We start from the raw sequence: 25,035 nt of genomic DNA on the forward strand, positions 1-25,035 counted from the left end.
AGCGCCGGGTGCCATTTCTGATTTTCCGGACTGCCCCATGCCACGACATTGTGGTTTTTCGGGCCCTTCGAGCGGTGGCTCTGCTGCCCTTCCCGGCCGGCGCCCTACTTGACGGTGCCTGCCTCCGATGCGGGTCCGGTGGCTGTGCTGCCGGAATGACCGGCAGTCGTGGCATCCGTTCCGGGCTTCGAGCCTTCCGATGCCGCCGCGGCCTCTTCCGTGGGGTCGGAAGCGTGCCTGGAACCGCTGTGGTTATCAGGGAGATTACCACGCGAATCACTATCTGAGACAACGTCGTCCGTATCACGGACTTTATGACCGGCGCCGGAATCCGTGGCGGCTTCCGCGGCCTCTTCCGGCTCGTGGCCCCGCAGGTAAACGGTGTCCGGCTCCGGGCGGCCCTTGAGGCCCAGGAGGATGAAGGCAATCAGTGCGGCGAGGAAGACGAAGATGCTGGTCCACACGTTGAGCCGCGTGGTGATTCCGAAGATACTGATCTGCTCTGCGTCATCGATGCGCATCGCCTCGATCCATACCCGGCCCAGGGTGTAGTACATGGCGTACAGCCAGAAGAGCCTGCTCCGGCGGAAGTGGAAGCGCCGGTCCAGGGCGAGCAGGATCAGCACGCCGGCCAGGTTCCACAGCGACTCGTAGAGGAAGGTGGGGTGGAACAGTGTGTCTGCAGGCATGCCTGCAGGAAAGTTGGCGTTGTTGGGGTCGATCTGCAGGCCCCACGGCAGGGTGGTGGGTCCGCCGAAGAGTTCCTGGTTGAAGTAGTTGCCCCACCTGCCGATGGCCTGCGCCAGGAGCAGTCCGGGTGCTGCTGCGTCAACGAAGGCACTCAGCTTGACCCCACTGCGCCGACAGCCGATCCAGGCGCCGACGGCGCCGAGGACGACGGCGCCCCAGATTCCCAGCCCACCCCGCTGGATTTGCGGGATCAGGGAGAGATCACCCGTGCCGTCAAAGCCAGGACCGAAGTATGCGTCCGGCGATGAGACCACGTGGTACAGCCGGCCGCCGATGATCCCAAAGGGAATGGCCCAGATGACGATGTCCCAGACACTGCCTTCAGGGGCACCGCGCTTGGCCCACCGCACGGATGTCAGCCACAGGCCGACGATAATTCCGGCCAGGATGCACAGCGCGTAGGCGTGGATCCGCAGGCTGCCCCACGGCAGGGGGATGTCGAAGCCGGACCAGTCCGGGCTGGGGATGCTCGCCGGAACGAGGGCGGGGGCCGCGGCGGCTGCCTGGAGGAGTGCCTGCATGCCTTAGGCCCCGCTTTCCTGCGTCGCCCCGTTTACCTTCGCCAGGCCGGTGCTGAGGTCCTTGGTGAGGGTGGCCACTGCGTCCACACCGCCATCGCCCAGCGTCTTCACCAGGGCGGTGCCCACGATGACGCCTTCTGCGTAGGCGGCAATCTCACGTACCTGGTCCGCGTTGGACACGCCCAGGCCCACGCAGACGCGTTCCGCACCGGCGCCATGTGCTGCGGAGACAACATCCTTGGCGGCGCTGCTCACCGAGCTTCGGGCGCCGGTGACGCCCATGATGGAGACGGCGTAGACGAAGCCGCGGCTCGCATCCACAGTGCGCTGCATGCGCTCCGGGGTGGAGGACGGCGCCACCAGGAAGACCCGGTCCAGGCCGTACTTGTCCGAGGCTTCCATCCATTCGGCGGCCTCGTCCGGAATGAGGTCGGGGGTGATGAGTCCCGCTCCCCCGGCTTCGGCCAGCCGGCGCGAGAACTCGTCCACGCCCATGCGGACGACGGGGTTCCAGTAGGTCATGACCAGGACGGCGGCCTCTGTCTGGCTGGCGATGCCGGCAACCACGTCGAAGACCTGGCTGACGTGGAAGCCCTTGGCAAGCGCCTCCGTGGTGGCGGCCTGGATTACCTGGCCGTCCATGACCGGATCCGAGTACGGAATGCCGATCTCGATCAGGTCGGCGCCATTCCGGGCCGCGGCGATGCCGGCGGCGATGGATTCCTCGACGCTGGGGTAGCCGGCGGGCAGGTAGGCGATGAGGGCTGCGCGGCCCTGCTCGCGTGCCCTGTCGATGGCGGCAGCAGCCTTGCTGGTGCCTGCTGCCGGGTTGGCCGTTCCTGCCGTGCCGTTGATGTCTGCGCTGCTCACAGCTGCTCCCCCTCTTTGCCGATTTCGGACTCGGCGGAATTCTTGTCCAGCAGGTCGAACCATTCGGCGGCGGTAGCCACGTCCTTGTCGCCGCGCCCGGACAGGTTGACGATGACAATCTTGTCGCCGGCGGCGGCAGGGTCTTCGGCGGCGAGCCGCTGGCCCACCTTGATGGCCCCGGCCAGCGCGTGCGAAGACTCGATGGCGGGGATGATGCCCTCGGTGCGGCACAGGAGGCGGAAGGCTTCCATGGCTTCGCTGTCGGTGATGGGCTCGTAGCTGACCCGGCCAATGTCAGCCAGGTAGGAGTGCTCCGGACCGACGCCCGGGTAGTCCAGGCCGGCGGAAATGGAGTGTGACTCGATGGTCTGCCCGTCGTCGTCCTGCATCAGGTAGGAGCGTGCGCCGTGCAGCACGCCGGGCTTGCCCAGCGTGATGGTGGCGGCGTGCCGGCCGGTCTCCACGCCCTCGCCGCCGGCTTCAAAGCCGTAGATCTTCACGGAAGGATCGTCCAGGAAGCCGTGGAAGATGCCAATGGCGTTGGAACCGCCGCCGATGCAGGCGCAGACCGCGTCCGGAAGGCGTCCCTCCTGTTCCAGGATCTGGGCGCGGGCTTCCTCGCCGATCACCTCGTGGAAGTACCGGACCATGGCCGGGAACGGGTGCGCACCTGCGGCAGTGCCCAGCAGGTAGTGCGTGTTGCCGACGTTGGCCACCCAGTCGCGGAGGGCCTCGTTGATGGCGTCCTTCAGCGTCTGCGATCCGCTGGTGACCGGAATGACCTTAGCGCCGAGCAATTCCATCCGGGCGACGTTCAGCGCCTGGCGTCGGCAGTCCTCGGCGCCCATGTACACCACGCATTCCATGCCCATCAGGGCGGCCGCGGTGGCGCTGGCCACGCCGTGCTGGCCGGCGCCGGTTTCGGCGATGATGCGGGTCTTGCCCATGCGCTTGGCAAGCAGGGCCTGGCCCAGGACGTTGTTGATCTTGTGCGACCCGGTGTGGTTCAGGTCCTCGCGCTTGAGGAACACGCGCACTCCCCCGGCGTGCTGGGAAAAGCGCTTGGCTTCCGTCAGCAGGGACGGGCGGCCGGAATAGTTCTTGTTCAGGTCCGCGATTTCGGCCCGGAACTCGGGATCGTCCTTGGCCTTGTTGAAGGTCTCTTCGAGTTCGTCCAATGCGGCGATGAGGGACTCGGGCATCCAGCGCCCGCCGTAGTTGCCGAAGTACGGCCCCGGGGCGTGGCGGAGTGAACCGCCCTCCAGGAATGCTTCCGCGGTGTTGTTGTCAGCGTTTCCTGAGGGTGCTTGAGCCATCAGTCCTGTCCTCTTCGAAGTTGGCGGTCAAAAAGTTCTTGTGGTCCGGCACGGAGCCGGAGTGCGGTCCCGCGGGGCCGGCCGGCGGCCCCGAAGGATCAGCTACGCGGTGGGTGCCTCAGGCGCGGGCTGCGATGGCGGCGGCGCCCGCCGTGGTGAACTCAGCGATCCGTTCGCGCGGGGTGGCGTGGCTTACCAGCGCCTCGCCCACGAGTATCGCGTTGGCACCGCTGGCGGCGTAGTGCGTGACGTCGTCAGCGTCACGGACGCCGGACTCGGCGACCACGACGGCCCCGGCAGGGATCTTCCCCGCCAGTGAGGCAAAAACCGAACGGTCGACGTCGAGCGTCTTCAGGTTGCGCACGTTGACGCCGATGATGCGCGCCTTGGCTGCAACGGCACGCTCGATCTCTTCTTCCGTGTGCGTCTCCACCAGCACGTTCATGCCCAGTTCATGGCTGAGGGCGCTGAATTCGGTGAGCTGGGCGTCCGAAAGGGCCGCCACGATCAGGAGGATGAGGTCGGCACCGTGGGCACGGGCTTCCCAGATCTGGTACTCATCGAGCGTGAAATCCTTGCGCAGCAAGGGGGTGTCCACGGCGGCGCGCACGGCGTCGAGGTCGGCCAGCGACCCATTGAAGCGGCGCTGCTCGGTGAGCACGCTGATGACGGATGCACCGCCGTCGGCATACTGCCGGGCGAGCGACGCCGGATCCCCGATGCTCGCGAGATCGCCCTTGGAGGGGCTGCGGCGCTTGATTTCGGCAATGACCTTCAGCTGTTCCCGGGTTGGGGAGGTTCCGCCGAGGGCAGCCCAGGCGTCGCGGGCGGGTGCCGCGGCCTGGGCCAGGTCCTTCAACTCGGCCAGCGAAACGAGCCGCTTCCTGGCCTCCATATCCTCCCTGACACCGGCATTGATGTCATCGAGAACAGTCGCCATCAGTGGCCGGAGTTCTTCAGCTTGCTGCCTTCGACGCCGTAGCCTGCCTTGCGCATGACGTAACCGAGGATCAGGCCGATCACCATGACAACGGCACCGCCGATGAAGATGGGCGTGCTGGCGATGACGAATGCGATGGCTGCGATGAGGGCGCCCACGAGCATGACGATGACGCAGGTCCAGGCGGCCGGGCTGTTGCCGTGGCCCAGTTCCTGGCTGTGGTCAATGGCGCCGGGGGCAACCGTACGGGTGCCTGACTTGGAAACGGACGCAGGTGCTTTGCTCATGGAAAATCTCCTCAGGATGGATACTGCTTACATTCTGCCATTTTTTGGCTGCCGTCCGCGTACCGCCGGGCTTCGACGCCCGGTCCGGCGCAGGCGGCCACGGCCTTAGGTGGGGTCCTCGCCCCGGGAAAGCCGGTCCCAGCTGTCGATCTCGTCCACCGGGCCGGCCGGTGCGGTGCCCCCGGCGGTGCCCGGGGCGTCGTATTTGGTGCGCGTCTTCCAGTAGCGCGACGCGGGCAGGATCAACAGGGCCGCCAGGGCCAGCAGGCAGCCGGCGACGACGGCGAGCACGGGAAAGGCGGTGACCTCAACGTGCGCCTGGCTGCCGGAAACACCCGTGGCCCCCGCAATGGTTCCCTGCGCCGCCGCGAGCGGATCAGCCAGGACCATGGCCGCGGCGGCCACCACCCCGGCTGAAGCAAGAAGGATGATCGCGGTGATGACCCAACGGGCGATCCTGCCGGCAATGGCCGCTGCGAGACCACCGGCCAGGGCGACCAGGGCCAGGGCCGTGACCGTGGTGGCGGCCTTGCTGCCCTGCACCTGGATCGCGTTTTGGGTTGCTGCCGCCTGGCCCACCTGGTTGGGGTCGAGAGTAGCGGTCATCCAGGTCTGTGTGGTGGTTCCAAACGCAGCCAGGGCCAGGAGGGTGATCAGCAGCACCACGTTGGACTTGCGCGCCCACACGGGCACGGCCCGGGACTTCGTGGACTTGGCCGCTTTCCCTGCCTGGCCTGGCTTGCCCGGCTTATCTGCGTTACCTGGGCGCCCGGGGGCCACTCCGGATCCGGACATCAGGACTCCGCCCCGCCGGGGAGCGATTCCGCGGAAATGTTGTGCAGGGAGCCGGCCGTGTGAACGGCGCGCAACGGCGCGGCGGCCTTGTTGACGGTTTCCAGGGCCTCGGTGGGGTTCACCGAGTCCGCCACGATGCCGCCGCCGGCCTGGACATACGCGCGCCCTTCCCGGATCAGGGCGGACCGGATGGCGATCGCCATGTCCATGTCACCGGCGAAGTCCAGGTAGCCCACCACGCCGCCGTAGATGCCGCGGCGGTGCGGTTCCAGCTCGTCCAGGAGCCGCAGGGCACGCGGCTTGGGCGCCCCGGAAAGGGTACCCGCGGGGAACGTCGCCTTCAGGACGTCGTAGGCCTTGGCCTGCGGGGAGAGCCGGCCCACCACGGTGGACACCAGGTGCATGATGTGGCTGAAGCGTTCCACCTCCATGAACTGCGTGACGTCCACGGTGCCGGCAACGCACACCTTGGACAGGTCGTTGCGGGAGAGGTCCACCAGCATCAGGTGCTCGGCGCGTTCCTTCTGGTCTGCCAGGAGTTCCTCCGTCAGCGCCTTGTCCGCTTCCACCGTCTTCCCGCGGGGGCGGGATCCGGCGATGGGGTGGGTGATGACTTCCTCGCCGGTCACCGTCACCAATGCTTCCGGCGAGGACCCGACAATGGAGTACTCCCTGCCGTCGGCGTCGGCAAGGCTGAAGATGTACATATACGGGCTGGGATTGGTGTTGCGCAGCACGCGGTAGACGTCCAGTGCGGACGCGTTGCACTCCATCTCGAACCGGCGCGAGATCACCACCTGGAAGACTTCGCCGTCCACGATGGCTTCCTTGCCGCGGTCCAGCGCAGCCAGGTATTCGGCTTCATCCCAGCGTTCCTGGACGCTGGAGGCGAAGTCCAGGGCGGCGGGTGCCAGCACGGATACCGGCTGCACCACAGGGGCGCTGATCCTGGCCAGGAGTTCCTTGACCCGGGCCACGGCGTCGTGCCAGGCCTCGTCGACCCGCTCCGAGCTGTTGTCGAAGTTAATGGCGTTGGCGATCAGCAGGACAGTGCCGTCCACGTTGTCATGCACGGCCATGTCGGTGACCAGGTTCAAAGCCATCTCCGGCAGCTGCAGGTCGTCCTCGGGCGGGCTGACCAGCCGTTCCCAGTGCCGGACGGTTTCCCAGCCAAGGAAGCCCACCAGGCCGGAGGTGAAGGGCGGCAGTCCTTCGAAGCGGTCGGTGCGCAGGGCGTCGATGGTGTCGCGGATGGCGTCCACCGGGCTGCCGCTGACCGGCACGCCGGCCGGCGGTTCGCCCAGCCAGTGCGCCTGGCCGTCCTTGGTGGTCAGGGTGGCGCGGGATCTGGCGCCGATGAAGGAGTAGCGGGACCAGGCTCCGCCCACCGCCGCCGATTCCATCAGGAAGGTGCCGGGCTGGCCCTGCGCCAGCTTCCGGTACAGGCCGATGGGGGTTTCGGCGTCGGCCAGGACCTTGAGCCTGACGGGGATGACGCGGCTGTGGCCGGCGAGTTCCCGGAATTCCTCAAGGCTTGGGCTGATGGTTCCAAGGTCCTGCATGGCTATGCTTGTCCGCCTGTTCTTCGAATGGCCCGGCGTGGCCGGCACCTTGAGTGTGCTTGCTGGGGTGCCGCAGCCGGATCCAGCCGGCCGGGGCTGCGTTATCCGCTTAGCCCGCCTGGCCTTCCACCACGGCCAGGTCCCTGCCGTCAAAGCAGGTGCGGGTGCCCGTGTGGCAGGCGGCGCCTACCTGGTCGACGCGCACCAGCAGTGCGTCGCCGTCGCAGTCCATAGCCACGGATTTGACCCACTGGACGTGCCCCGACGTATCGCCCTTGCGCCAGTATTCCTGGCGCGAGCGGGAGTAGAACGTCACCCGGCCGGTGGTCATGGTCCGGTGCAGGGCTTCATCGTCCATCCAGCCGAGCATCAAGACTTCGTTGGTGTCGTACTGCTGCACCACTGCTGCCACCAGGCCTGCGGCGTCGCGCTTGAGTGCCGCGGCGATCTCTTCCGGAAGGGGGCTGGCCGGCGGGATTTCCACGGACGACGACGACACTTCAGGCACGTCGGATCCTGCGGTTTGGACGGGGGTTGGCTGCTCAGACATCGGGTCAAGTCTAGTGCCTTCGCGCACCCGCCCTCCTGTTGTGAACAACGGCACGCCACCGGCCGCTGCGGTGCTGCCCAACTCCACAGCTCTCGTGCTAGTTTCACAAGTGATGCATTTCGTCGAACCGTCCCGAGAAGTCCTGGCCGAAACCCTGCTTGCGGCCGGCCCTGATGCGCCCACGCTGTGCAAGGGCTGGCGTACCAGGGACCTTGCCGCGCACCTGTACCTGCGCGAGCGGAAGGCCGCCGTCGGGCTGGGCCTGGTCATCAAACGGCTGGCCAAGGCGTCAGACCAGGCAACCGCCAAGCTGGCTGCCAAGCTCACCGGTAACGAGGACTACGCCCGGCTGGTGAACACCTTCCGCGCGGGTCCGCCTGCGCTCTCCCCGATGAGCATCAAGGCGCTGGACGAAAGCGCCAACCTGATCGAGTACTTCGTTCACACCGAGGACGTCCGGCGCGCCGTGGACCGGTGGGCCCCCAGGGCACTGGATGAGGCCTACTCCGACGCGCTGTGGGACGAACTGGTGAAGCGCGCTGCCATTCTGTACCGCGGCGTTGACCTTGGCATTGTGCTGGTCCGCCCGTCGGGGCCCAGGCATGTCGCCAAGCGCGCACCTGTTTCGGTGGCAATTGTCGGCGAGCCGGGCGAACTGCTGATGCACGCCCACGGCCGCACGCGCCATGCCCTGGTCACCTTCGAAGGCCAGCCCGACGCCGTCGCCCTCCTCCAGTCAGCCGAAGTAGGACTGTAAAAACAAGGCCGCTGACCAAGGCGGGCACTACCTGACTTCGAAGCCCGCTTCGCGAATGGCGTCCTTGACCTGGTGCATCATGTTGTCCGGGCCCCAGTGGAAGATCGAGGCGGCCAGGACTGCGTCTGCTCCGGCCGCCACAGCGGGCGGGAAGTGTGCAGGCTCCCCCGCCCCGCCGGAGGCGATGATCGGAACCTTGACAGCGGCCCGGACCAGCTTGATCAGCTCGAGGTCGAAGCCGTCCTTGGTGCCGTCGGCGTCGATCGAGTTCAGCAGGATCTCCCCCACCCCGCGGTCCGCAGCCTCCCTGGCCCATTCGATCGCGTCGATCCCGGTCCCCGTGCGCCCACCGTGGGTGGTCACTTCGAATCCCGACGGCGTGGGCTGGGACCCCGGGCGGGTGCGCCGGGCGTCGACGGACAGGACGAGCACCTGGGAACCGAAGTGCCGGGTGATTTCGTCGATGACGTCAGGCCGGGCCACCGCCGCGGTATTGATGGAGGCCTTGTCGGCGCCGTAGCGCAGGAGCTTGTCCACCTCGGCGACGCCGCGGACGCCGCCGCCCACAGTCAGGGGGATGAAGACTTCCTCGGCGGTGCGGCGGACCACGTCGAAGGTGGTCTCGCGGTTGCCGGAGGACGCCGTAACGTCAAGGAACGTCAGTTCGTCGGCACCGGCATTGTCGTAGCGGTGTGCGAGCTCAACGGGATCGCCGGCGTCGCGGAGGCCCTCAAAGTTGACGCCCTTGACCACGCGCCCGGCGTCGACGTCGAGGCAGGGAATGACCCGTACTGCTACTGCCATGGGAACTCCTGGATATTCTGCGGGGCTGTTGTGTGCCGGTTCTCAGATGCGGCAGGCGTGGATGCTGCTGACCAGGATGGCGCGGGCCCCGAGGTCGTACAGTTCGTCCATGATCCGGTTGGTTTCCTTCTTGGGAACCATGGACCGGACGGCAACCCAGTCGGAGTCGCGCAGCGGGGAAACGGTGGGCGATTCGAGGCCGGGGGTCAGGCTGGCGGCCTTCTCGACGAGTTCCTTGCGGATGTCGTAATCCATCAGCACGTACTGGCGCGCCACCAGGACACCCTGGAGGCGGCGGATCAGGACTTCGATCTCCTTGGCCGTGCCGTTGGCGGCGCCGCCGTTGCCGGTGCGCCGGATGAGGACGGCCTCGGACTTGAGAATGGGGTCGCCGAAGATTTCCATTCCGGCGGCCTTGAGGGTGTTGCCGGTTTCCACGACGTCGGCGATGGCGTCGGCGACGCCGAGGCGGACGGATGACTCGACGGCGCCATCGAGGCGTACCACCTTGGCGTTGATGCCGCGCTCGGCAAGGTAGTTGCGCAGCAGGCCGTCGTAGCTGGTGGCAAGGCGCTTGCCCTCAAGCTCGGCGGCGGAGCTGAAGTCGCCTACCGGCCCGGCGAAGCGGAAGGTGGAGGCGGCGAATCCCAGCGGAAGCAGCTCTTCGGCCTCCACCTCGGCGTCCAGCAGCAGGTCGCGGCCGGTGATGCCGACGTCGAGCGTTCCCTGCCCCACGTACACGGCGATGTCGCGGGGACGGAGGAAGAAGAACTCGATGTCGTTGTCGGGGTCCACCATGACCAGCTCGCGGCTATCGCGCCGCTGGCGATATCCGGCTTCGGAAAGCATGGCGGAGGCGGCTTCGGACAGGGAGCCTTTGTTGGGGACGGCTACTCGCAGCATGGGAAATTCTTTCTGGATTTGAAATGTCTAGGTGTTCAAGCAGTGCAGGCCACGGCAGGAACCGGCGGCAAAAGGCGCGCCGGACCGGTGGCTACAGATGCTTGTAGACGTCTTCCAGGGTCAGGCCTTTGGCGAGCATCAGAACCTGCAGGTGGTACAGCAGCTGGGAGATTTCCTCGGCCGCGGCTTCATCGGATTCATATTCGGCAGCCATCCATACTTCGGCTGCTTCCTCAACGACTTTTTTGCCGATGCCGTGAACACCGGACTCCAATTCAGCGACGGTGCGGGAGCCTTCCGGGCGGGTGGCTGCCTTCTCGCTGAGCTCAGCGAACAGCGTCTCGAAATTCTTCACGCCCTCCAGCCTACTTGCTGCGGCCGCAAGGGCGCTTCCCGGGCCCTTGCATGACGGGCGCGATGTGAGGGAATACACACCGCACCCGTCCGCTGGAGCGTTTAGTTGCGGTACTGCTTGAGGACGACGGCGGTGGCCAGCGCGGCGGTCACGGCTTCGTGGCCCTTGTCTTCCTTGGAGCCCGGCAGGCCGGCGCGGTCCAGGCCCTGCTGCTCGTTGTCGCAGGTGAGCACGCCGAAGCCCACCGGCACTCCGGTGGAGACGCTGACGTCGGTAAGGCCGGACGTCGCGGCCTGGCAGACGTAGTCGAAGTGCGGGGTTCCGCCACGGATCACGACGCCGAGGGCAACCACGGCGTCAAAGTGCGGTGCCAGCCGCGCGGCAGCCACCGGAAGCTCAAAGCTGCCGGGAACCCGCAGGACGGCGGGCTCGGCGATGCCGGCGTCCTTGGCTGCCCGGAGCGCGCCGTCCAGGAGCCCGTCCATGATCTGGGTGTGCCAGCTGGCTGCGATGATCGCCAGTTTCAGCTGCGAGGTTTCGGCCGGGTTGAGGGTGCTGAGGTCGATGTCGGGGGCGCCGTGTCCGCTCATGGGTTCTTCTGTTCCGTTCGTTCTTGAAGACGTCAGTCTTGTTCGTGGTCGTAGGGGGCTTCGGGGGCCGGCACGGAAACGGGAGCCACCTGGGTGTCCAGCAGCAGACGGTGTTCCATGCGGTCCTTCTTGGTACGCAGGTACCGGATGTTCTGTTCACGGGACGGCACCTCGGTGGGCACCATTTCCACGACCTTCACCCCGGCCTTGGCCAGTCTGTTCTGCTTGTCCGGGTTGTTGCTCAACAGCCGCACCTCGTGCAGCCCCATCTCGGCGAGGATCTGGGCTGCGGCTTTGTAGCACCGGGCATCAACGGGCAGGCCCAGCTGCTCATTGGCTTCTACGGTGTCGAAACCCGCTTCCTGCAGCGCGTAGGCCTTGATTTTGTTGGCCAGGCCGATGCCGCGGCCTTCCTGGCCGCGCAGGTAGAGCAGGGTGCCTCCGTTGTCCCGGATCAGTTCCAGTGCGAAGGCAAGCTGCTCTCCGCAGTCGCAGCGGTAGGAACCGAAGACATCGCCGGTCAGGCACTCGGAGTGCAGGCGCACCAAGGGAGCTTTTCCATCGGTGGGAGGGTTGGGGGAGCTGACGGCCAGGTGCTCAACGCCGGTCACGAGGTCCGTCCATGCCTGGGCCACGAAGTCGCCAAAGGCAGTGGGAAGTTGGACGATGGGCCCTCCGCTGACGGGATGGGGCGCTTCACCGGACACCGCGCGGGGCGTCCGGTGGCCGTCCTGGTGGCTGTCGTCGCTGGCTGCCGCTGCCGTCATGGCTTCTCCTTCTCTTCGCCCGGGACCGCCCGGGCATCCTCCTGCGGGACTCCCCCGGCCCCGGCTTCAAGATACGCCACCAGGTCCTCGATGGAGATCAGGGGGCACCCATGTTCAGCTGCGAACGAACGGAGCCCGTCCAGGCGCATCATTTCACCGTCGTCGTACACCACTTCCGCAATCACCCCGACAGGCTCCAAGCCTGCCAGCCGGCACAGGTCCACCGCGGCCTCGGTGTGGCCCTGGCGTTCCCGCACACCTCCATCAACTGCCCGGAGCGGGAAAATATGCCCCGGACGGGTCACGGAGGCAGGAACCGCGTCCGGGTCCGCGAGGATACGGGCGGTCAGGGCGCGGTCGGTGGCGGAGATCCCGGTGCTGACACCTGTGGCGGCGTCGCAGGACACGGTGTAGGCGGTGCCCTTCGCGTCCTCGTTGACGGCCGTCATGGGAGGCAGGGCCAGGGCGTCGGCGCGGTCTCCGGTCAACGGCACGCAGATGACGCCGGAGCTGTACCGGATGGTCCAGCCCATCAGTGCCGGGGTGGCGTGCTGGGCGGCGAAGATGATGTCACCTTCGTTTTCCCGGTCCTCGTTGTCGACAACCAGCACGGGCCGGCCGGCAGCCATGGCGCGCACGGCGTCTTCAATGGAGTCAAGTCCCCTGGCCGGTGCGGCCGGTGCCGCGGCGGCCGCGGGTGCGGCGGCGATGTTGGATTCCAGGTGTACCGCGGCGTTCACAGTGCACCTCCCGCGATGGCTGCTTCGGCCCCAGATGCTGCAGTGCCACTGAAGGCAAGCAGTCGTTCGGTGTATTTGGCCAACACATCCACTTCCAGGTTTACCCGGCTGCCGGTGGTCTTCGTGCCCAGGCCGGTTTCGGCAAGGGTGGTGGGAATCAGGCCCACTTCGAACCAGGGCTCCTGCTCGGCTGCCGGGCTGACTGCCGTCACGGTCAGGGAGACGCCGTCAATGGCGATGGAACCCTTTTCGGCAATGTAGCGGGCAAGGTTGGCGGGCACGCCAAAGCGCAGCCGTTCCCAGTTGCCCTGGGGTTCGCGTTCCAGCAGGACGCCCACGCCGTCCACGTGTCCCTGCACCACATGCCCGTCCAGGCGGCCGCCGGCGGGAACGCAGCGCTCCAGGTTGACGGTGTCCCCGGCGGTTAGCTCGCCGATGGTGCTGCGGACCAGGGTTTCGCCCATGACGTCCACGCTGAAGTCCTTGCCATCGATTTCGGTTGCAGTGAGGCAGACTCCGTTGACGGCGATGGAGCCGCCCAGTGCCAGGCCCTCGGTGGAGCCGGGCGCATGCAGCCGGAGGGTGGCGCTGGTGTCGCCGTCACGCTCAACGGACAGCACCTGCCCCTGCTCGGCAATAATTCCGGTGAACATCAGTAGCCTCCCTGGGCTTGCTCCGCGGTGGCGCGGGTTGGTTGGTGGTCGAGTGCAACTTTGCGCTGCGGTCTGAGGTGCAGTCGAAGGTCCCGGCCCAGCATGCGGACCGCACCGCCGTCCGACGCGTCCCATTCCCACTGCTGGGCGTCGGGGAGGCTGGTGATGCCCAGCCCGTTCAACGAGGGGGTGCCGGATCCCAGCAGGGTTGGCGCCAGGTACACGATGAGTTCATCCACCAGGCCTGCTGCCAGGAAGGAGCTGAGGATGCTGGAGCCGCCCTCCACCATGACGTGCCGGGTGCCGGCGTCGTACAACATGGACAGCGCCTGCCGCGGGTCCCGGGTGGGAAGGTGCACGGCCAGGCCGTCGTCGCCGTGGATGGCGGCGCCCTCTGGAATCCCGCGGAGCCCCATGACGGCCCGGACGGGCTGCCTGGCCGCGGGGTTGCCTTTGGTGTCCCGGGCTGTCAGCCGGGGGTTGTCCACCAGCACCGTCTGTGTGCCCACCAGGATGGCGTCGATGCGGCTGCGGATCCCGTGGTTGTCCGCCAGGGACTCGGCGCTGGAGATCCACTGGCTGGTGCCGTCTTCCGCAGCGATCCGCGCGTCCAGGGTCTGGGCGATGTGGAGGGTGACAAAGGGCCGCTTGGCGGCCACTGCCTCAAACCACTGACGGTTCAGGTCCAGCGCCTCGTCTGCGCCAAGGCCGCTCCGCACCCGGATGCCGGCCGCGCGCAGGGTTGCGGCACCGCCGGCGGCGGGGTCGTGGGGGTCGTCGACCGCGTACACCACGTCAGTGATCCCCGCGGCGATGATCGCCTCCGTGCACGGGCCGGTGCGGCCCACGTGGTTGCAGGGCTCCAGCGTGACCACCATGGTGCAGCCGGACAGATCCAGGCCGACGGCGGCAGCCCGGGCAATGGCGTCGGCTTCGGCATGCGCGGTGCCGGCTCCGCGGTGGTAACCCGTGACGAGTTCCCGTCCGTCAGGACCGACGACGACGGCACCCACCAGGGGATTTGCCCCGCGCGGTCCCTCCAAGGCTGATTGGAGGGCATGTTCCATGGCCCGGGTTTCTTCCGCAGTGAAGGCCGTGACCACCCCGGCGGCAGGCTGCAGTTCCACGGCGCCCGTCATGCGGTGGCCGTTGCTGGCTGGACGGACCCGGAATGTGGGCCTGCCATCGAAGCGGCAGGAGTTTCGGCGTTAAAGAGCCATCGCTGGGGGTTCATTCGTGTGTCGTTCCTTCCCTGTCGAACCGCGATGGCTCCGGGGATACGACAGCAGAACGCTGCGCGGCGCGATGGCTGCACAGATACAGCTGTACGTGCTTCTCTCATCCAGACTTTAACTGTCGGTACCGGAATTTCACCGGTTCAACCGTCCGCCGGAATTCTCATCAAGAGAACACCGGCTCGCGGGTCGCGGACTGTCACCGCCGGTTCGGACTTACACCGACCCCGGAGCACGTATGTGTGTTGTTATTGTGCCACAACCGGCAGGGGCTCCCGGTTATTCCGTCGCCGCACGTAATGTGCGGGCGCCCTTGGTGCGCAGCAGGTCGATGGCCGCGGCCGGATCCTCGGCGCCGTAAACGGCGGAGCCTGCCACGAAGACATTGGCGCCCGCCTCAGCGGCGCGCTCAATGGTTTCCTCCGTGATGCCGCCGTCCACCTGGATGGCCACGGCCGCCCCTGATCCGTCCACGGCTGCGCGGGCCCTGCGGATCTTGGGCAGGGTGACGTCCAGGAAGGCCTGCCCGCCAAAGCCCGGTTCCACCGTCATGATGAGCAGCATGTCCAACTCCGGCAGCATGTCCAGGTAGGGCTCCACGGGGGTTGCGGGGCGCAGGGCCATCCCCGCCTTGGCTCCCCTGCTGCGTAGTTCCCTGGCCAGCTTGATGGGTGCAATGGAGGCCTCGGCGTGGAACGTGACCGAGGCCAGGCCGGCGTCGGCGAACCCGGGTGCCCAGCGGTCGGCATCGGCAATCATGAGGTGGGCGTCGAGCGGAACCGGGCTGACGGCCTGGATGCGCTGCACGACGGGCAGCCCGATGGTCAGGTTGGGAACGAAGTGGTTGTCCATGACGTCCACGTGCACGGCGTCCGCATTGCTGATCCGCTGAAGTTCGGCTTCAAGGTTGACGAAGTCGGCGGAGAGGATGCTCGGGTTGATGCAGCACTGCGTCAAGGGTGTGCCTTTCGCTCGGAGGTGCGGTGGTCCCGCGGAGATGCTGGGGTGGTTGAAAGCTGCACGGGTGTTTCTCCCGTTCAGGCCTTCTTCTTGATCAGGGCAAGGAACATGGCGTCAGTGTGGTGGATATGGGGCCAGAGCTGGGCTGTCATGTCGTGCCCGGCGCCAAGGCTTCCGGTCAGGCTGACAGCGTCAAGGGCGGCACCCGCGTCGAGGAGCTCCAGGTCATCACGCTTGCGCAGGACGTCCGCCACCACCGCAGTGGTCTCCGCCGGATGCGGGGAACAGGTCACGTACGCCACCACTCCCCCGGGCCGGACTGCCGCAAGGGCGGAGGACAGCAGCTCGCGCTGCAGCGGACCCAGGTCCGTGATGTCCTTGGGCGAGCGCCGCCACCGGGACTCCGGCCGGCGCCGCAGGGCTCCCAGGCCGGTGCAGGGAACGTCCACCAAAACACGGGTGTACCGTTCCGGCTGCTCGGTCCCCACTTCCCGGCCGTCACCGGTGCGGACCTGCCAGCTGTCGTGCGGAACGGCGGACAGGGCCTGGCTGACGAGCTTTGCCCTGTGCGGCGCCGGTTCATTCGCAAGCAGCCTGGCGCCCCGCTGGCGTGCCAGGGCACCAAGGAGCGCAGCTTTTCCACCGGGGCCGGCGCAGAGATCGAGCCACGCTTCTCCTGCAGTGGACGGAACCGTTTCGTCGGTGGGCGCCGCGCCATCCGCGCCTGCATCCCCTGCTGCCGCGCCGAGGTCCACGGCAGCAAGAGCCCTGGCCACCAACTGGGAACCAACGTCCTGCACCCGCGTGGTGCCCGCCCGCACGGATGCAAGGCGGCCCAGGTCACCGCCACTGGAAAGCGCGGAACCTTCCACCAGCTCGCCGGGGGCAGCACCGCTTTCCAGGGCTTCGTCCAGGCTGCCCAGCCCGGGAAGGGCCACCAGGTTGACCACCGGGGCCGCGTTGTCCGCCTCCAGCAGGCTGTCGATTTCGGCGGCGGGACGGCCGTGTGCCACAAGCGACTGGCGCATGGCCCGGACGATCCATTCGGGGTGGGCGAACCGGAGCGCGGCAATCTTCGTCTGGTCGGTTTCGCCCTCCACCAGCAGGTCCAGCCACTCTTCAAGGGTCCGTGCGGACACTTTTCGCAGGACCGCGTTGATCAAGGCGGAGGGGCCGGCGCCGATGACGGCACGGGCCAGCCCGACGGTCTGGTCCAGCGCTGCGTGCGCCGGCACCCGCATGGCCAGCAGCTGGTGCGCGCCGATGCGGAGGGCGTCCAGGACGGCGGGATCCAGTTGGGACAGGGGCCGGTCCACGCACCGGGCCAGGATGGCGTCGTAGGTGCCTTGGCCACGCAGGGCCCCGTAGCTCAGCTCGGTGGCAAACCCGGCATCCCGCTTGTCCAGGTGGTGGTGCCGGATGCGGGCGGGCAGCACAAGGTTGGCGTAGGCATCCTCCTCAGCCACGGCGCGGAGTACTTCGAAGGCCACCAGGCGGGCGGGGTCGGCACGCCTGGTCCGCTGCGACGGCGCCTGCTCCGTGAAGTTCCGTTTTGGCCCGCGGTTGCGTTCCCGCCCCTTGGCATTGCGCCTGCTGGTGTCCGGGGGCCCGCCCTTGCCGCGGCCGCCGGCGGGTCCACCGCTGCTGCCCTGGCCGTTCCGCCCGGCCCCGCCCCGTCCTCCGGTGCTGCCTTGTCCGCCTGTGTTGCCACCGGAGCTGCTCATTCGAACACCACACTTTCCAGAGAAGCCATGCCGCGTGCCCAGTCGGCTGCGGCCATCATCCTTTTCCCGGCGGGCTGGATCCGGGTGAGTTCCACGGCATGCGAGCCTGTTCCCACCACCACGGCCTTTCCGTGGAGCGACACCGTGCCCGGGGGCAGGTCAGTGACATCCGGCCGGAGCCGAACAGGTTCGAGTTTGACCCGTTGCCCGTCCAGAAGGGTCCAGGCGCCCGGCTCCGGGGTGACGCCGCGTGCCTGCCTGCTGATGGCCAGCGCGGGATGGGTCCAATTGAGGTGGCCGTCCTCCAGGGTCAGCTTCGGCGCAAGCGATACTTCCCCGGACTGCGGCTGGGGGGAGGCTTTTCCAGCCTCAATGGCCGACAGTGTCTGTGCCAGCAGCACCGCACCGCTGTGGGACAGCCGCTCCAGCAGGTCCCCTGCCGTGTCCTGCGGTTTGACGGCTTCCGTCAGGGTGCCAAAGACAGGGCCTGTGTCCAGGCCTTCCTCAAGTTGAAAGGTAACAGCGCCGGTGACGTCATCGCCGGCGATGACCGACCGCTGGACGGGGGCCGCCCCGCGCCAGGCGGGAAGCAGGGAGAAATGCAGGTTCACCCAGCCGTGCCGCGGGATGCCCAAGGCTGCGGGCGGAACCAGGCCGCCGTAGGCGACGATGGCGGCAACATCCGGCTGCACGGCGGAGATTTTGGCGATGGCCTCCGCGTCCAGGCGGGCGGCATGGATGACATCGATGCCCAGGTCAGCGGCCCGCTGGGCAACCGGTGACGGCGTCAGCACGCGTTTGCGGCCGACTGGTGCATCGGGACGGGTCAGGACGGCGACTACCTCGAACCCGGCGTTCACCAGTGTGTCCAGGGATGGGACTGCGACGGCGGGAGTCCCCGCAAAGAGGACCCTCACCCGGCTGCGCCGAAGCTGGAGCCGGGGGTGCTGTTTCCGCCGAAGCTGGACCCGCCGAAACTCGAGCCCACGCTTTTGGCGCGCTTGGCCGTGGTGCGTTCGGTCACGGCGTCGTAATTGGCATTGCGGATGGACCGCAACGCGGCCTTCCGGTCCTCACCCTCAAGCCGGTCCGTGTACAGGATGCCGTCCAAGTGGTCGTTCTCATGCTGGAAGCAGCGTGCCAGCATGCCCTCCCCTTCGATGGAGACCGGATTTCCATGCATGTCCACGCCGGTGACCCGCGTGGACCGGAAGCGGCGGACCGGGAACCCGAGGCCCGGGATGGAGAGGCAGCCTTCCACGTGGTCCGGCTGGTAGTCCTCGCTGTTCTCCAGCACGGGGTTGATGATGTGGCCTTCGACGCCGTCGATGCGGTAGGTGAAGACGCGCTTGCTGACGCCAACCTGGGGCGCTGCAAGGCCGGCGCCGTCCACGTCCTCCATGGTCTCGGTCATGTCGGCGACCAGTTTGGCAAGCTCGGGTCCGAATTCCGTCACGGGATCGGCAACTGTGCGCAGCACAGGATCGCCGATAATGCGGATATTCAGAATAGCCATGCGCTGTTTGTCCTCACGGTTGGCGGCAATTGGAACTTATCCAGTTTAGGTGCAGCTGTGGCGGCTGCACGGAGCTACGCGGTGCGGGCCTGGGCCAGCGGCGGCGGTGCGATGGGCAGCAGGGCCGTGCCGGCACTGATGGTGTCAGCGTTCAGTTCCCAGACCCGGCGCAGCGCGCAGAACTTCCACCAATGGTGCTTGAGCACGTCGGGGTTGGCCCGGACGGGCCGGACCTCTGTCTCGCCGATGGCCACGGCCAGCAGGACCGGGTTTTCCCCATACTTCCAGGACTCCCAGGTTCCCGCCTCCGCATCCACCAGGCTCTCTTCCGCCTTCATCCCGGCCACCAACTGCATGACCACTTTGTCATCCAGGGGCTTGACCAGCCCGTCCCGGGTGGTGCCCTTGGTCTTGTAGTCGATCAGGCAGATGCGTCCGTTGATACGCGCTACCAGGTCAAGGGTTCCGGCGTAGCCCACGGAATCGTTCCACACCGTGATCTCGGGAGCGATTGGCTCCACCCGGAAGAGTTCCCACCATTCGTCGAAGCGGACCGCGAAGGCTTCCTCGCCGTTGGCGGCCAGGGCGTCGCGTGCTTCCTTCATGGCGTGCGGGCGCCCAAGCGCACGGAGTGCCACCTGCTCGCAGTAGTAATGGACGCGGTCCCCCCGCCTGGCGGCATCATCACGGTACGTTTCTGCAGCCTTGGCAGCCCGGTTGATGGCCTGTTTGATCTTGGCCGGGCTCCCCAGACAGTCCGAGAGCAGCGGATCCTTGGCCAGGCTGCTGGCACCCATATATCCAAACCACCCGTCGAGGCCGTGCGGCTGCTGGCTGATCACGGTGGTGATGGAAGGCACGGCGAACTGTTCAGACGTTGACCGTGCATACATCCGGCCGTATTCGGTGGCATGGGCGAGAAGCGGATCAGTCATACAAAAGACTCTTTCACAGGGGGCCGACAAAAGCTCCGGGGGCCGGAGCTGCACACGAAAAAGGTCCGTTTCCGCTGCTGATGAGCGGAAACGGACCTCTGCGGTGGGCGATACTGGGTTCGAACCAGTGACCTCTTCGGTGTGAACGAAGCGCGCTACCACTGCGCCAATCGCCCCGATGCATTTGAATGCTAGCCCACCTCTGCCCCATTTCAAAAATCGGCCGCAGCGCCCGGACGCACCTCCACGCAGAAGTGCCTCCAGAAGCACTCCGGACCCCCAGCCCGGCCCCGGAAGCTGCCACCCGCCGTCGTAAATTACACGCCTGTAAGTCACTGAACCCTTGGAATCACGCGGAAGTGGGGCCCATGCGACGCCAGGCGGCCGGAGCGATTTGGAGTTTCCCGGAACCTCCTATATTGTTTTTACTCGTTGGAACGCGAGGAAATGCCGGAAACGGCAAGGAATCAACCCTCCAAAATGCGGACGTAGCTCAGCTGGTAGAGCACCACCTTGCCAAGGTGGATGTCGCGAGTTCGAATCTCGTCGTCCGCTCGCAGGACACTGTCACAGCAAACGTTCTTCGGAACCGGCGCTAACACGGTGGGTTGGCCGAGAGGCGAGGCAGCGGCCTGCAAAGCCGTATACACGGGTTCGAATCCCGTACCCACCTCGGTGAAAACCATCGATTCCGGACTGTTTGGATTCAATGGGCGATTGGCGCAGCGGTAGCGCGCTTCCCTGACACGGAAGAGGTCACTGGTTCGATCCCAGTATCGCCCACTGGCAAGGAAACTTGCCCGCAGTAGCACCGGTTTACCGGGACATCCTGCACACGCGGACGTAGCTCAGCTGGTAGAGCACCACCTTGCCAAGGTGGATGTCGCGAGTTCGAATCTCGTCGTCCGCTCTCTTTTTATCCCACTTGCCGGTCTTCCGGTTCCGGGCGATTGGCGCAGCGGTAGCGCGCTTCCCTGACACGGAAGAGGTCACTGGTTCGATCCCAGTATCGCCCACCACGAAAAGCAGCTCTCCGGAGCTGCTTTTGTTGTTTGCCCTGATCCGCTCCGGGCGAACGCAATTCCCTTGGCACCCCTTCTCCGCCCCGATAGGATCGAATGCGCGAGGAGCGACCTGGCTCCGCGATAGAAGGGAGGTGCTCGTGGGTTTGATTGACGATCTAAAGGGCAAGGCTCAGGGTCTCATCCGCGGCAACGAGCAGGCCATCAAGGACGGCATCACCAAGGCCGGCGATTTCGTCGACACCAGGACCGGCGGCAAGTACGCCGGCCACGTCGACAAGATCCAGGATGGCGCTTCCAAGCTCATTGACAAGAACGGAACCCCGGGCCAGGCACCTGCCGCCGGGCAGGTTCCTCCGGCAGCTCCTGGAAATCCGGTTCCGCCGGTAGACAGGGCTCCGTAAAGGATTTGGCCAGGGCCTTGCCCTGCACGTCAACGGGGCGCGGGTCCCGCCGGGAGGCGGCGCCCGCGCCTTTGGCGTTTAAGGACTGTCTGCCCGCGGCCCGGTTGAGGCCGATGACAGCAATGCCGCTGCAATTCCCGCTTCCCCGTGCCCTCCCGATAGCCTGCGGGTATGCCCAAGTCCCCCGCTCCTTCCACCACCCCATCTGCTGGCCGGACCAGGTTTGATTCCCGACCCGTCGTGGCGGGGATTGTCACAGCGCTGGTGGGCTTCACCTCGTCGTTCGCCGTCGTCCTGGCCGGGCTCAGGGCAGTGGGCGCCGATCCTGCCCAGGCTGCGTCCGGCCTGCTGGCACTGACGCTCGCCGTCGGTCTTGGTGTCCTTGTCCTCGCCTGGCGGTCCAGGGTCCCGGTAACGCTGGCCTGGTCCACGCCGGGGGCGGCGCTGCTTGCGGCGTCCGGAATGCCCGACGGCGGGTGGCCGGCCGCCGTCGGAGCCTTCATTGCCGCCGGGCTGCTGCTCGCCCTGACGGGATTGGTGCCGGCGCTCGGTCGGGTGATGGCGGGGATCCCCTCTTCCCTGGCCCAGGCAATGCTGGCCGGGGTCCTGCTGCAGCTCTGCCTGGCGCCCTTCAAGGCCCTGGGCACGGTGCCCGTGTTTGTGGCACCGGTGATTCTCTGCTGGCTGGCGATGATGAAGTTTGCCCCGCGCTGGGCTGTGCCCGCTGCCTTGCTGGTGGCCCTGGCCGTGATCGGTATTTCCCTGGCCTCCGCCGGCACGTCCGTGGATCCCGGCGCCCTGATGCCCGCACTCTCGTGGACTGCGCCAGCCTTCAGCCTGCAGGCCATGGCGGGGATTGCCCTCCCGTTATTCGTGGTGACCATGGCCTCGCAGAATGTGCCCGGCGTGGCGGTGCTGCGTTCCTTTGGATATCAAACACCGTGGCGGCCGGCCATGCTGGTCACGGGAGCGGGGACAGTTGCCGCGGCGCCATTTGGCGGTCATGCCATCAACCTTGCAGCACTAAGCGCGGCCCTGGCTGCCGGTGAGGAAGCGGGCGCGGACCGAAGCAGGCGCTGGGTGGCCGGCTTTTCGTCCGGGTTGGCCTACCTGATGCTGGCCGCCCTTTCCACCGCGCTGGTCTCCGTGGTGAACCGGGCACCGGCAGGGATGCTCGAAGCCGTGGCAGGTTTGGCCCTGCTGGGAACGCTTGCTTCAGCCGTGTCTGCCGCACTCGCGGACCCTGAAGACCGAATTGCCCCCGCCGTCACCTTCCTGATGGCTGCTTCAGGCCTGTCCTTTGCAGGCATTGGCTCAGCCTTCTGGGCACTCCTGGCCGGCCTGCTGGTCCGGGCGGCACTGGTCAGGCAGCAGAAGCCCGAAACCAGCATGATCGAACCGGATACCCGCTAGGACGGCTCGTGGTTCTGGCCTTCCCGGGCCAGGGCGGTGAGGCGGGAGACGGCGCGGAAGTACTTTTTCATGTACCCGCCGGTCATCATTTCCTCGGTGAACAGCTTGTCGAACGGAACGCCGCTGGCCAGGATGGGCACGTCCTTGTCGTAGAGCCGGTCCGCCAGCACCACGAAGCGCAGCGCCACGGCCTGCTCCGTGATGGTTTCCACATTCCGCCACACCACGCCGTCGATGCCGTCGATCAACTGGCGGTAGCGGCTGGGGTGAACGCCGGCGAGGTGGTGGATGAGCGTGGAGAATTCGTCCTGGGCCACGGTTTTGCCATCGAACTCCGCCTTCATGTGGGCATTGAGCTCGCTGTTCCTCAGCGGGGCCGGTGCCGCAGGGAGGCCGCGGTGCCGGAAGTCTTCGCCGTCGATCCGGATGACGTCGAACTGGTCGGCCAGGACCTGGATCTCGCGCTGGAAGTCCACAGCGGCGAACCGGCCGTCGCCCAGGGATCCCGGCAGGGTGTTGGAGGTAGCGGCAAGCTTGACCCCCGCGTCCGCCAGTTCGCGCATGAGCCGGGACATCAGGACGGTGTCGCCCGGATCGTCCAGTTCGAATTCGTCAATGCAGACCAGTTGGTAGCTGCTCAAGGCGTCCACGGTCTTGCGGAAGGACAGTGCGCCCACCAGGTTGGTGTACTCCACAAAGGTACCGAAAGCCTTGGGGCCCGGGGCTGCATGCCACAGGGACGCCAGCAGGTGCGTTTTGCCCACGCCGAAGCCGCCGTCCAGGTAGATGCCTGCCCTGGAATCGTCCTTCTTGCCGAACAGCTTCTTGAAAAGCCCGCCCCCGTTGCCCGACCCCACGCCGTCGGCAAATCCCTGGAGGGCGCGCACGGCGGCGGCCTGGCTGGGCTGCTTGGGGTCCGGGCGGTAGCTCGAAAAGGAGACCTCCCCAAACCGCGGCGATGGGTAGAAGCCCTTTAGGAGTTCGTCCACCGAAACTGCCGGGGTGCGGGCGGCAAGCTGTTCGATCTGTACCAAGGTGGTCCGTTCTGCTGGTGGTTGGTCCCCAGAAAGGATACCGGCAATGCGGGGCGTACCCCGGCGGGAGGCCGTCCAGCCGCCCCGCCACGTGATGAAGGCAACATTTCCCCCTATTAACGGAATACGGACAACCTCCCGGGCGCTGGCTAGGGTGGGAAGAGGTTCCAACGCATGTTCCGCGGTTTCCCGTGCTCTTACTGAAAGGCCAAGCCATGCCCTACCCGGTTGAACAGAATGAGAAGTTCGCAGCCTATGCCCACCCGGAGCGGCTCGTTTCCACCGAGTGGCTCGCGGCTGCCATCGAAGGCGGCGCAGTGGCAAACGGCGAACTCGTCGTGGTGGAGTCCGACGAGGACGTGCTGCTGTACGAGACCGGCCACATTCCCGGCGCCGTCAAGATCGACTGGCACACCGACCTGAATGACGAAGTGTCCCGCGATTACGTTGACGGCGAGGCCTTTGCCGAACTGGCCGCAGCCAAGGGAATTTCCCGGGACAGCACCGTGGTCATCTACGGCGACAAGTCCAACTGGTGGGCCGCCTACGCCCTCTGGGTGTTCACGCTCTTCGGCCACCAGGACGTCCGGCTGCTCGACGGCGGCCGGGACAAGTGGGTTGCCGAAGGCCGCGAACTGACCAAGGACAAGCCAACGCCTGCCCGCGGCGACTACCCGGTGGTCGAGCGCGACGACGCCCCCATCCGGGCCTTCAAGGATGACGTCCTGGCCCACCTGGGCAAGCCGCTTATCGACGTCCGCTCCCCCGAGGAATACACCGGCCAGCGCACCCACATGCCGGCCTACCCCGAAGAAGGCGCGCTGCGCGGCGGACACATCCCCACCGCAGCGTCCATCCCGTGGGCCCGCGCCGCTGCCGCCGACGGCACCTTCCGCAGCCGGGAGGAACTGGAGGCCATCTACTTGGGCGAGGCCGGCCTTTCCGAGGGTGACGACGTGGTGGCCTACTGCCGCATCGGCGAACGTTCCAGCCACACCTGGTTCGCCCTTAAGTACCTCCTGGGCTTCGATTCCGTCCGCAACTACGACGGTTCCTGGACCGAGTGGGGCAACGCCGTGCGCGTTCCCATCGTCAAGGGCGCCGAGCGCGGGTCCGTGCCCGTCGCCGTCGGAGCCTGACCCTCTGCTCCCCCGCGTAGACTTGGACCGATGACTACTCAAGCTTTGCCTTCCGCCCTGGCGGCCATCGTGGATGATTTCCAGGCTCTGTCCGAGCCCGAGCGGCTGCAGCTGCTGCTGGAGTTCTCGGAGGGACTGCCGGAGCTCCCCGACCGGCTCAAGGACCACCCTGAGCTCCTTGAGCAGGTGGTGGAGTGCCAGTCGCCGCTGTTCCTCACCATCGAGACAGAGACCAACGACGCCGGTCCCGCCGGCGAAGTGCGCCTCTACTTCAAAGCGCCCGCCGAGGCCCCCACCACCCGGGGTTTCGCCGGTGTCCTGCACGAGGGGCTGGACGGCCTCTCCGCAGCAGAGATCCTGTCCGTGCCGGATGACATGCCGGAACTGCTGGGGCTCACCCGCGCCATCACCCCGCTGCGCATGCGCGGCATGACCGCCATGCTGGGCAGGATCAAGCGCAAGGTGGCCGCGGCGTCCGGGACGCAGTCCTGAC

The 25,035-nt window shown here is 66.9% G+C and carries 27 protein-coding genes, 6 tRNA genes and 1 riboswitch; of the genes, 10 read left to right on the forward strand and 23 right to left on the reverse strand.

The features are described from left to right. Nucleotides 1–104: 104 nt before the first annotated feature. From lgt to hisI, 8 genes are all read right to left on the reverse strand, one after another. On the reverse strand, nucleotides 105–1,271 hold the full coding sequence (gene lgt / locus FBY30_RS18705) for a prolipoprotein diacylglyceryl transferase (protein WP_142134136.1): 1,167 nt from the start codon (nucleotides 1,269–1,271) through the stop codon (nucleotides 105–107). Between the two features lie 3 nt (nucleotides 1,272–1,274). After that, entirely contained in the window at nucleotides 1,275–2,141 is an 867-nt protein-coding gene (gene trpA, locus FBY30_RS18710) for a tryptophan synthase subunit alpha (RefSeq protein WP_200830721.1), read from the reverse strand. Beyond that, on the reverse strand, nucleotides 2,138–3,457 hold the full coding sequence (gene trpB, locus FBY30_RS18715; RefSeq protein WP_142134138.1) for a tryptophan synthase subunit beta: 1,320 nt from the start codon (nucleotides 3,455–3,457) through the stop codon (nucleotides 2,138–2,140). Before trpB ends, trpA begins: the two co-directional genes overlap by 4 nt. Nucleotides 3,458–3,575: 118 nt before the next feature. Then, the gene (trpC, locus tag FBY30_RS18720) at nucleotides 3,576–4,397 is read right to left on the reverse strand and encodes an indole-3-glycerol phosphate synthase TrpC (protein ID WP_142134140.1); all 822 of its coding nucleotides are present in this window, start codon (nucleotides 4,395–4,397) and stop codon (nucleotides 3,576–3,578) included. Then, entirely contained in the window at nucleotides 4,397–4,684 is a 288-nt protein-coding gene (locus FBY30_RS18725; protein ID WP_056333411.1) for an HGxxPAAW family protein, read from the reverse strand. The genes trpC and FBY30_RS18725 overlap by 1 nt, the downstream gene beginning before the upstream one ends. A gap of 105 nt (nucleotides 4,685–4,789) precedes the next feature. Further along, on the reverse strand, nucleotides 4,790–5,479 hold the full coding sequence (locus tag FBY30_RS18730; RefSeq protein WP_142134142.1) for a Trp biosynthesis-associated membrane protein: 690 nt from the start codon (nucleotides 5,477–5,479) through the stop codon (nucleotides 4,790–4,792). After that, a complete protein-coding gene (locus FBY30_RS18735; RefSeq protein WP_142134144.1) occupies nucleotides 5,479–7,041 on the reverse strand; it encodes an anthranilate synthase component I in 1,563 nt (520 codons plus the stop codon). Before FBY30_RS18735 ends, FBY30_RS18730 begins: the two co-directional genes overlap by 1 nt. Nucleotides 7,042–7,150: 109 nt before the next feature. Then, nucleotides 7,151–7,591: a phosphoribosyl-AMP cyclohydrolase gene (gene hisI / locus FBY30_RS18740; RefSeq protein ID WP_200830722.1), complete on the reverse strand. Its 441-nt coding sequence runs from the start codon at nucleotides 7,589–7,591 to the stop codon at nucleotides 7,151–7,153. Between the two features lie 112 nt (nucleotides 7,592–7,703). On the opposite strand from hisI, the gene FBY30_RS18745 reads away from it, so the two are divergent. Then, on the forward strand, nucleotides 7,704–8,348 hold the full coding sequence (locus tag FBY30_RS18745) for a TIGR03085 family metal-binding protein (RefSeq protein ID WP_142134146.1): 645 nt from the start codon (nucleotides 7,704–7,706) through the stop codon (nucleotides 8,346–8,348). A gap of 27 nt (nucleotides 8,349–8,375) precedes the next feature. On the opposite strand, the gene hisF is transcribed toward FBY30_RS18745, so the two are convergent. From hisF to FBY30_RS18815, 14 genes are all read right to left on the reverse strand, one after another. Next, nucleotides 8,376–9,152 (reverse strand): imidazole glycerol phosphate synthase subunit HisF, encoded by a 777-nt coding sequence (gene hisF / locus FBY30_RS18750; protein WP_142134148.1) that lies wholly within the window; start codon nucleotides 9,150–9,152, stop codon nucleotides 8,376–8,378. Nucleotides 9,153–9,194: 42 nt separating this feature from the next. Next, a complete protein-coding gene (gene hisG, locus FBY30_RS18755; RefSeq protein ID WP_142134150.1) occupies nucleotides 9,195–10,055 on the reverse strand; it encodes an ATP phosphoribosyltransferase in 861 nt (286 codons plus the stop codon). 91 nt (nucleotides 10,056–10,146) lie between these two features. Beyond that, nucleotides 10,147–10,410, reverse strand: a complete 264-nt coding sequence (locus tag FBY30_RS18760; RefSeq protein WP_009358176.1) for a phosphoribosyl-ATP diphosphatase — start codon at nucleotides 10,408–10,410, stop codon at nucleotides 10,147–10,149. A gap of 101 nt (nucleotides 10,411–10,511) precedes the next feature. Further along, on the reverse strand, nucleotides 10,512–11,000 hold the full coding sequence (gene ribH / locus FBY30_RS18765) for a 6,7-dimethyl-8-ribityllumazine synthase (protein WP_142134153.1): 489 nt from the start codon (nucleotides 10,998–11,000) through the stop codon (nucleotides 10,512–10,514). A 32-nt stretch (nucleotides 11,001–11,032) separates the two neighbouring features. Continuing rightward, nucleotides 11,033–11,767 carry a GTP cyclohydrolase II gene (ribA, locus tag FBY30_RS18770; RefSeq protein WP_142134155.1) on the reverse strand — a complete coding sequence of 245 codons (735 nt, stop codon included), beginning with the start codon at nucleotides 11,765–11,767 and terminating at the stop codon, nucleotides 11,033–11,035. After that, complete coding sequence (gene ribB / locus FBY30_RS18775) at nucleotides 11,764–12,507, reverse strand: 3,4-dihydroxy-2-butanone-4-phosphate synthase (protein ID WP_442858290.1); 744 nt, start codon at nucleotides 12,505–12,507, stop codon at nucleotides 11,764–11,766. The genes ribA and ribB overlap by 4 nt, the downstream gene beginning before the upstream one ends. Then, nucleotides 12,504–13,160 carry a riboflavin synthase gene (locus FBY30_RS18780; protein WP_142134157.1) on the reverse strand — a complete coding sequence of 219 codons (657 nt, stop codon included), beginning with the start codon at nucleotides 13,158–13,160 and terminating at the stop codon, nucleotides 12,504–12,506. The genes ribB and FBY30_RS18780 overlap by 4 nt, the downstream gene beginning before the upstream one ends. Then, nucleotides 13,160–14,299, reverse strand: a complete 1,140-nt coding sequence (ribD, locus tag FBY30_RS18785) for a bifunctional diaminohydroxyphosphoribosylaminopyrimidine deaminase/5-amino-6-(5-phosphoribosylamino)uracil reductase RibD (protein ID WP_142134159.1) — start codon at nucleotides 14,297–14,299, stop codon at nucleotides 13,160–13,162. The genes FBY30_RS18780 and ribD overlap by 1 nt, the downstream gene beginning before the upstream one ends. A gap of 186 nt (nucleotides 14,300–14,485) precedes the next feature. Continuing rightward, a riboswitch (FMN riboswitch) is annotated at nucleotides 14,486–14,635 on the reverse strand. A gap of 39 nt (nucleotides 14,636–14,674) precedes the next feature. Next, nucleotides 14,675–15,352, reverse strand: a complete 678-nt coding sequence (gene rpe / locus FBY30_RS18790; protein ID WP_142134160.1) for a ribulose-phosphate 3-epimerase — start codon at nucleotides 15,350–15,352, stop codon at nucleotides 14,675–14,677. 80 nt (nucleotides 15,353–15,432) lie between these two features. Next, nucleotides 15,433–17,079 (reverse strand): RsmB/NOP family class I SAM-dependent RNA methyltransferase, encoded by a 1,647-nt coding sequence (locus tag FBY30_RS18795; RefSeq protein WP_142134162.1) that lies wholly within the window; start codon nucleotides 17,077–17,079, stop codon nucleotides 15,433–15,435. Next, nucleotides 17,076–17,996, reverse strand: a complete 921-nt coding sequence (gene fmt / locus FBY30_RS18800; RefSeq protein WP_142134164.1) for a methionyl-tRNA formyltransferase — start codon at nucleotides 17,994–17,996, stop codon at nucleotides 17,076–17,078. Before fmt ends, FBY30_RS18795 begins: the two co-directional genes overlap by 4 nt. After that, nucleotides 17,993–18,595 carry a peptide deformylase gene (gene def, locus FBY30_RS18805; protein ID WP_142134166.1) on the reverse strand — a complete coding sequence of 201 codons (603 nt, stop codon included), beginning with the start codon at nucleotides 18,593–18,595 and terminating at the stop codon, nucleotides 17,993–17,995. The genes fmt and def overlap by 4 nt, the downstream gene beginning before the upstream one ends. Before the next feature lie 74 nt (nucleotides 18,596–18,669). Further along, nucleotides 18,670–19,530 (reverse strand): cytochrome, encoded by an 861-nt coding sequence (locus FBY30_RS18810; RefSeq protein ID WP_142134168.1) that lies wholly within the window; start codon nucleotides 19,528–19,530, stop codon nucleotides 18,670–18,672. Nucleotides 19,531–19,634: 104 nt separating this feature from the next. After that, a tRNA-Val gene (locus tag FBY30_RS18815) sits at nucleotides 19,635–19,706 on the reverse strand. A 306-nt stretch (nucleotides 19,707–20,012) separates the two neighbouring features. Here FBY30_RS18815 and FBY30_RS18820 point away from each other — a divergent pair. The 7 genes from FBY30_RS18820 (at nucleotide 20,013) to FBY30_RS18850 (ending at nucleotide 22,369) form a co-directional block, all read left to right on the forward strand. Beyond that, a tRNA-Gly gene (locus FBY30_RS18820) sits at nucleotides 20,013–20,085 on the forward strand. 47 nt (nucleotides 20,086–20,132) lie between these two features. Further along, nucleotides 20,133–20,203 (forward strand) — tRNA-Cys (locus FBY30_RS18825). A 38-nt stretch (nucleotides 20,204–20,241) separates the two neighbouring features. Beyond that, nucleotides 20,242–20,313, forward strand: a tRNA-Val gene (locus FBY30_RS18830). 54 nt (nucleotides 20,314–20,367) lie between these two features. Next, a tRNA-Gly gene (locus tag FBY30_RS18835) sits at nucleotides 20,368–20,440 on the forward strand. A gap of 34 nt (nucleotides 20,441–20,474) precedes the next feature. Beyond that, nucleotides 20,475–20,549: transfer RNA gene (locus FBY30_RS18840), tRNA-Val, on the forward strand. A 143-nt stretch (nucleotides 20,550–20,692) separates the two neighbouring features. Beyond that, complete coding sequence (locus tag FBY30_RS18845; RefSeq protein WP_142134170.1) at nucleotides 20,693–20,956, forward strand: antitoxin; 264 nt, start codon at nucleotides 20,693–20,695, stop codon at nucleotides 20,954–20,956. Between the two features lie 171 nt (nucleotides 20,957–21,127). Continuing rightward, complete coding sequence (locus tag FBY30_RS18850) at nucleotides 21,128–22,369, forward strand: benzoate/H(+) symporter BenE family transporter (protein WP_142134172.1); 1,242 nt, start codon at nucleotides 21,128–21,130, stop codon at nucleotides 22,367–22,369. Here the strand turns inward: FBY30_RS18850 and zapE are convergent. After that, a complete protein-coding gene (gene zapE / locus FBY30_RS18855) occupies nucleotides 22,366–23,403 on the reverse strand; it encodes a cell division protein ZapE (protein ID WP_142134174.1) in 1,038 nt (345 codons plus the stop codon). The genes FBY30_RS18850 and zapE overlap by 4 nt on opposite strands. 215 nt (nucleotides 23,404–23,618) lie before the next feature. Between zapE and FBY30_RS18860 the strand changes: the two genes are divergently transcribed. Next, a complete protein-coding gene (locus tag FBY30_RS18860) occupies nucleotides 23,619–24,542 on the forward strand; it encodes a sulfurtransferase (RefSeq protein WP_142134176.1) in 924 nt (307 codons plus the stop codon). 30 nt (nucleotides 24,543–24,572) lie between these two features. Further along, entirely contained in the window at nucleotides 24,573–25,034 is a 462-nt protein-coding gene (locus tag FBY30_RS18865; protein ID WP_142134178.1) for a SufE family protein, read from the forward strand. Nucleotide 25,035: the final 1 nt, after the last annotated feature.

The sequence above is a fragment of the Arthrobacter sp. SLBN-83 genome (genome assembly GCF_006715285.1).
GTDB lineage: Bacteria > Actinomycetota > Actinomycetes > Actinomycetales > Micrococcaceae > Arthrobacter.

Coding starts and splice junctions, on each gene's coding strand:
- lgt (WP_142134136.1), bottom strand. CDS start 1,271: ATGCAGGCACTCCTCCAGGCAGCCGCCGCGGCCCCCGCCCTCGTTCCG.
- trpB (WP_142134138.1), bottom strand. CDS start 3,457: ATGGCTCAAGCACCCTCAGGAAACGCTGACAACAACACCGCGGAAGCA.
- trpC (WP_142134140.1), bottom strand. CDS start 4,397: ATGGCGACTGTTCTCGATGACATCAATGCCGGTGTCAGGGAGGATATG.
- FBY30_RS18725 (WP_056333411.1), bottom strand. CDS start 4,684: ATGAGCAAAGCACCTGCGTCCGTTTCCAAGTCAGGCACCCGTACGGTT.
- FBY30_RS18730 (WP_142134142.1), bottom strand. CDS start 5,479: ATGTCCGGATCCGGAGTGGCCCCCGGGCGCCCAGGTAACGCAGATAAG.
- FBY30_RS18735 (WP_142134144.1), bottom strand. CDS start 7,041: ATGCAGGACCTTGGAACCATCAGCCCAAGCCTTGAGGAATTCCGGGAA.
- hisI (WP_200830722.1), bottom strand. CDS start 7,591: ATGTCTGAGCAGCCAACCCCCGTCCAAACCGCAGGATCCGACGTGCCT.
- FBY30_RS18745 (WP_142134146.1), top strand. CDS start 7,704: ATGCATTTCGTCGAACCGTCCCGAGAAGTCCTGGCCGAAACCCTGCTT.
- hisF (WP_142134148.1), bottom strand. CDS start 9,152: ATGGCAGTAGCAGTACGGGTCATTCCCTGCCTCGACGTCGACGCCGGG.
- hisG (WP_142134150.1), bottom strand. CDS start 10,055: ATGCTGCGAGTAGCCGTCCCCAACAAAGGCTCCCTGTCCGAAGCCGCC.
- ribH (WP_142134153.1), bottom strand. CDS start 11,000: ATGAGCGGACACGGCGCCCCCGACATCGACCTCAGCACCCTCAACCCG.
- ribA (WP_142134155.1), bottom strand. CDS start 11,767: ATGACGGCAGCGGCAGCCAGCGACGACAGCCACCAGGACGGCCACCGG.
- FBY30_RS18780 (WP_142134157.1), bottom strand. CDS start 13,160: ATGTTCACCGGAATTATTGCCGAGCAGGGGCAGGTGCTGTCCGTTGAG.
- ribD (WP_142134159.1), bottom strand. CDS start 14,299: ATGACGGGCGCCGTGGAACTGCAGCCTGCCGCCGGGGTGGTCACGGCC.
- FBY30_RS18795 (WP_142134162.1), bottom strand. CDS start 17,079: ATGAGCAGCTCCGGTGGCAACACAGGCGGACAAGGCAGCACCGGAGGA.
- def (WP_142134166.1), bottom strand. CDS start 18,595: ATGGCTATTCTGAATATCCGCATTATCGGCGATCCTGTGCTGCGCACA.
- FBY30_RS18810 (WP_142134168.1), bottom strand. CDS start 19,530: ATGACTGATCCGCTTCTCGCCCATGCCACCGAATACGGCCGGATGTAT.
- FBY30_RS18850 (WP_142134172.1), top strand. CDS start 21,128: ATGCCCAAGTCCCCCGCTCCTTCCACCACCCCATCTGCTGGCCGGACC.
- FBY30_RS18860 (WP_142134176.1), top strand. CDS start 23,619: ATGCCCTACCCGGTTGAACAGAATGAGAAGTTCGCAGCCTATGCCCAC.
- FBY30_RS18865 (WP_142134178.1), top strand. CDS start 24,573: ATGACTACTCAAGCTTTGCCTTCCGCCCTGGCGGCCATCGTGGATGAT.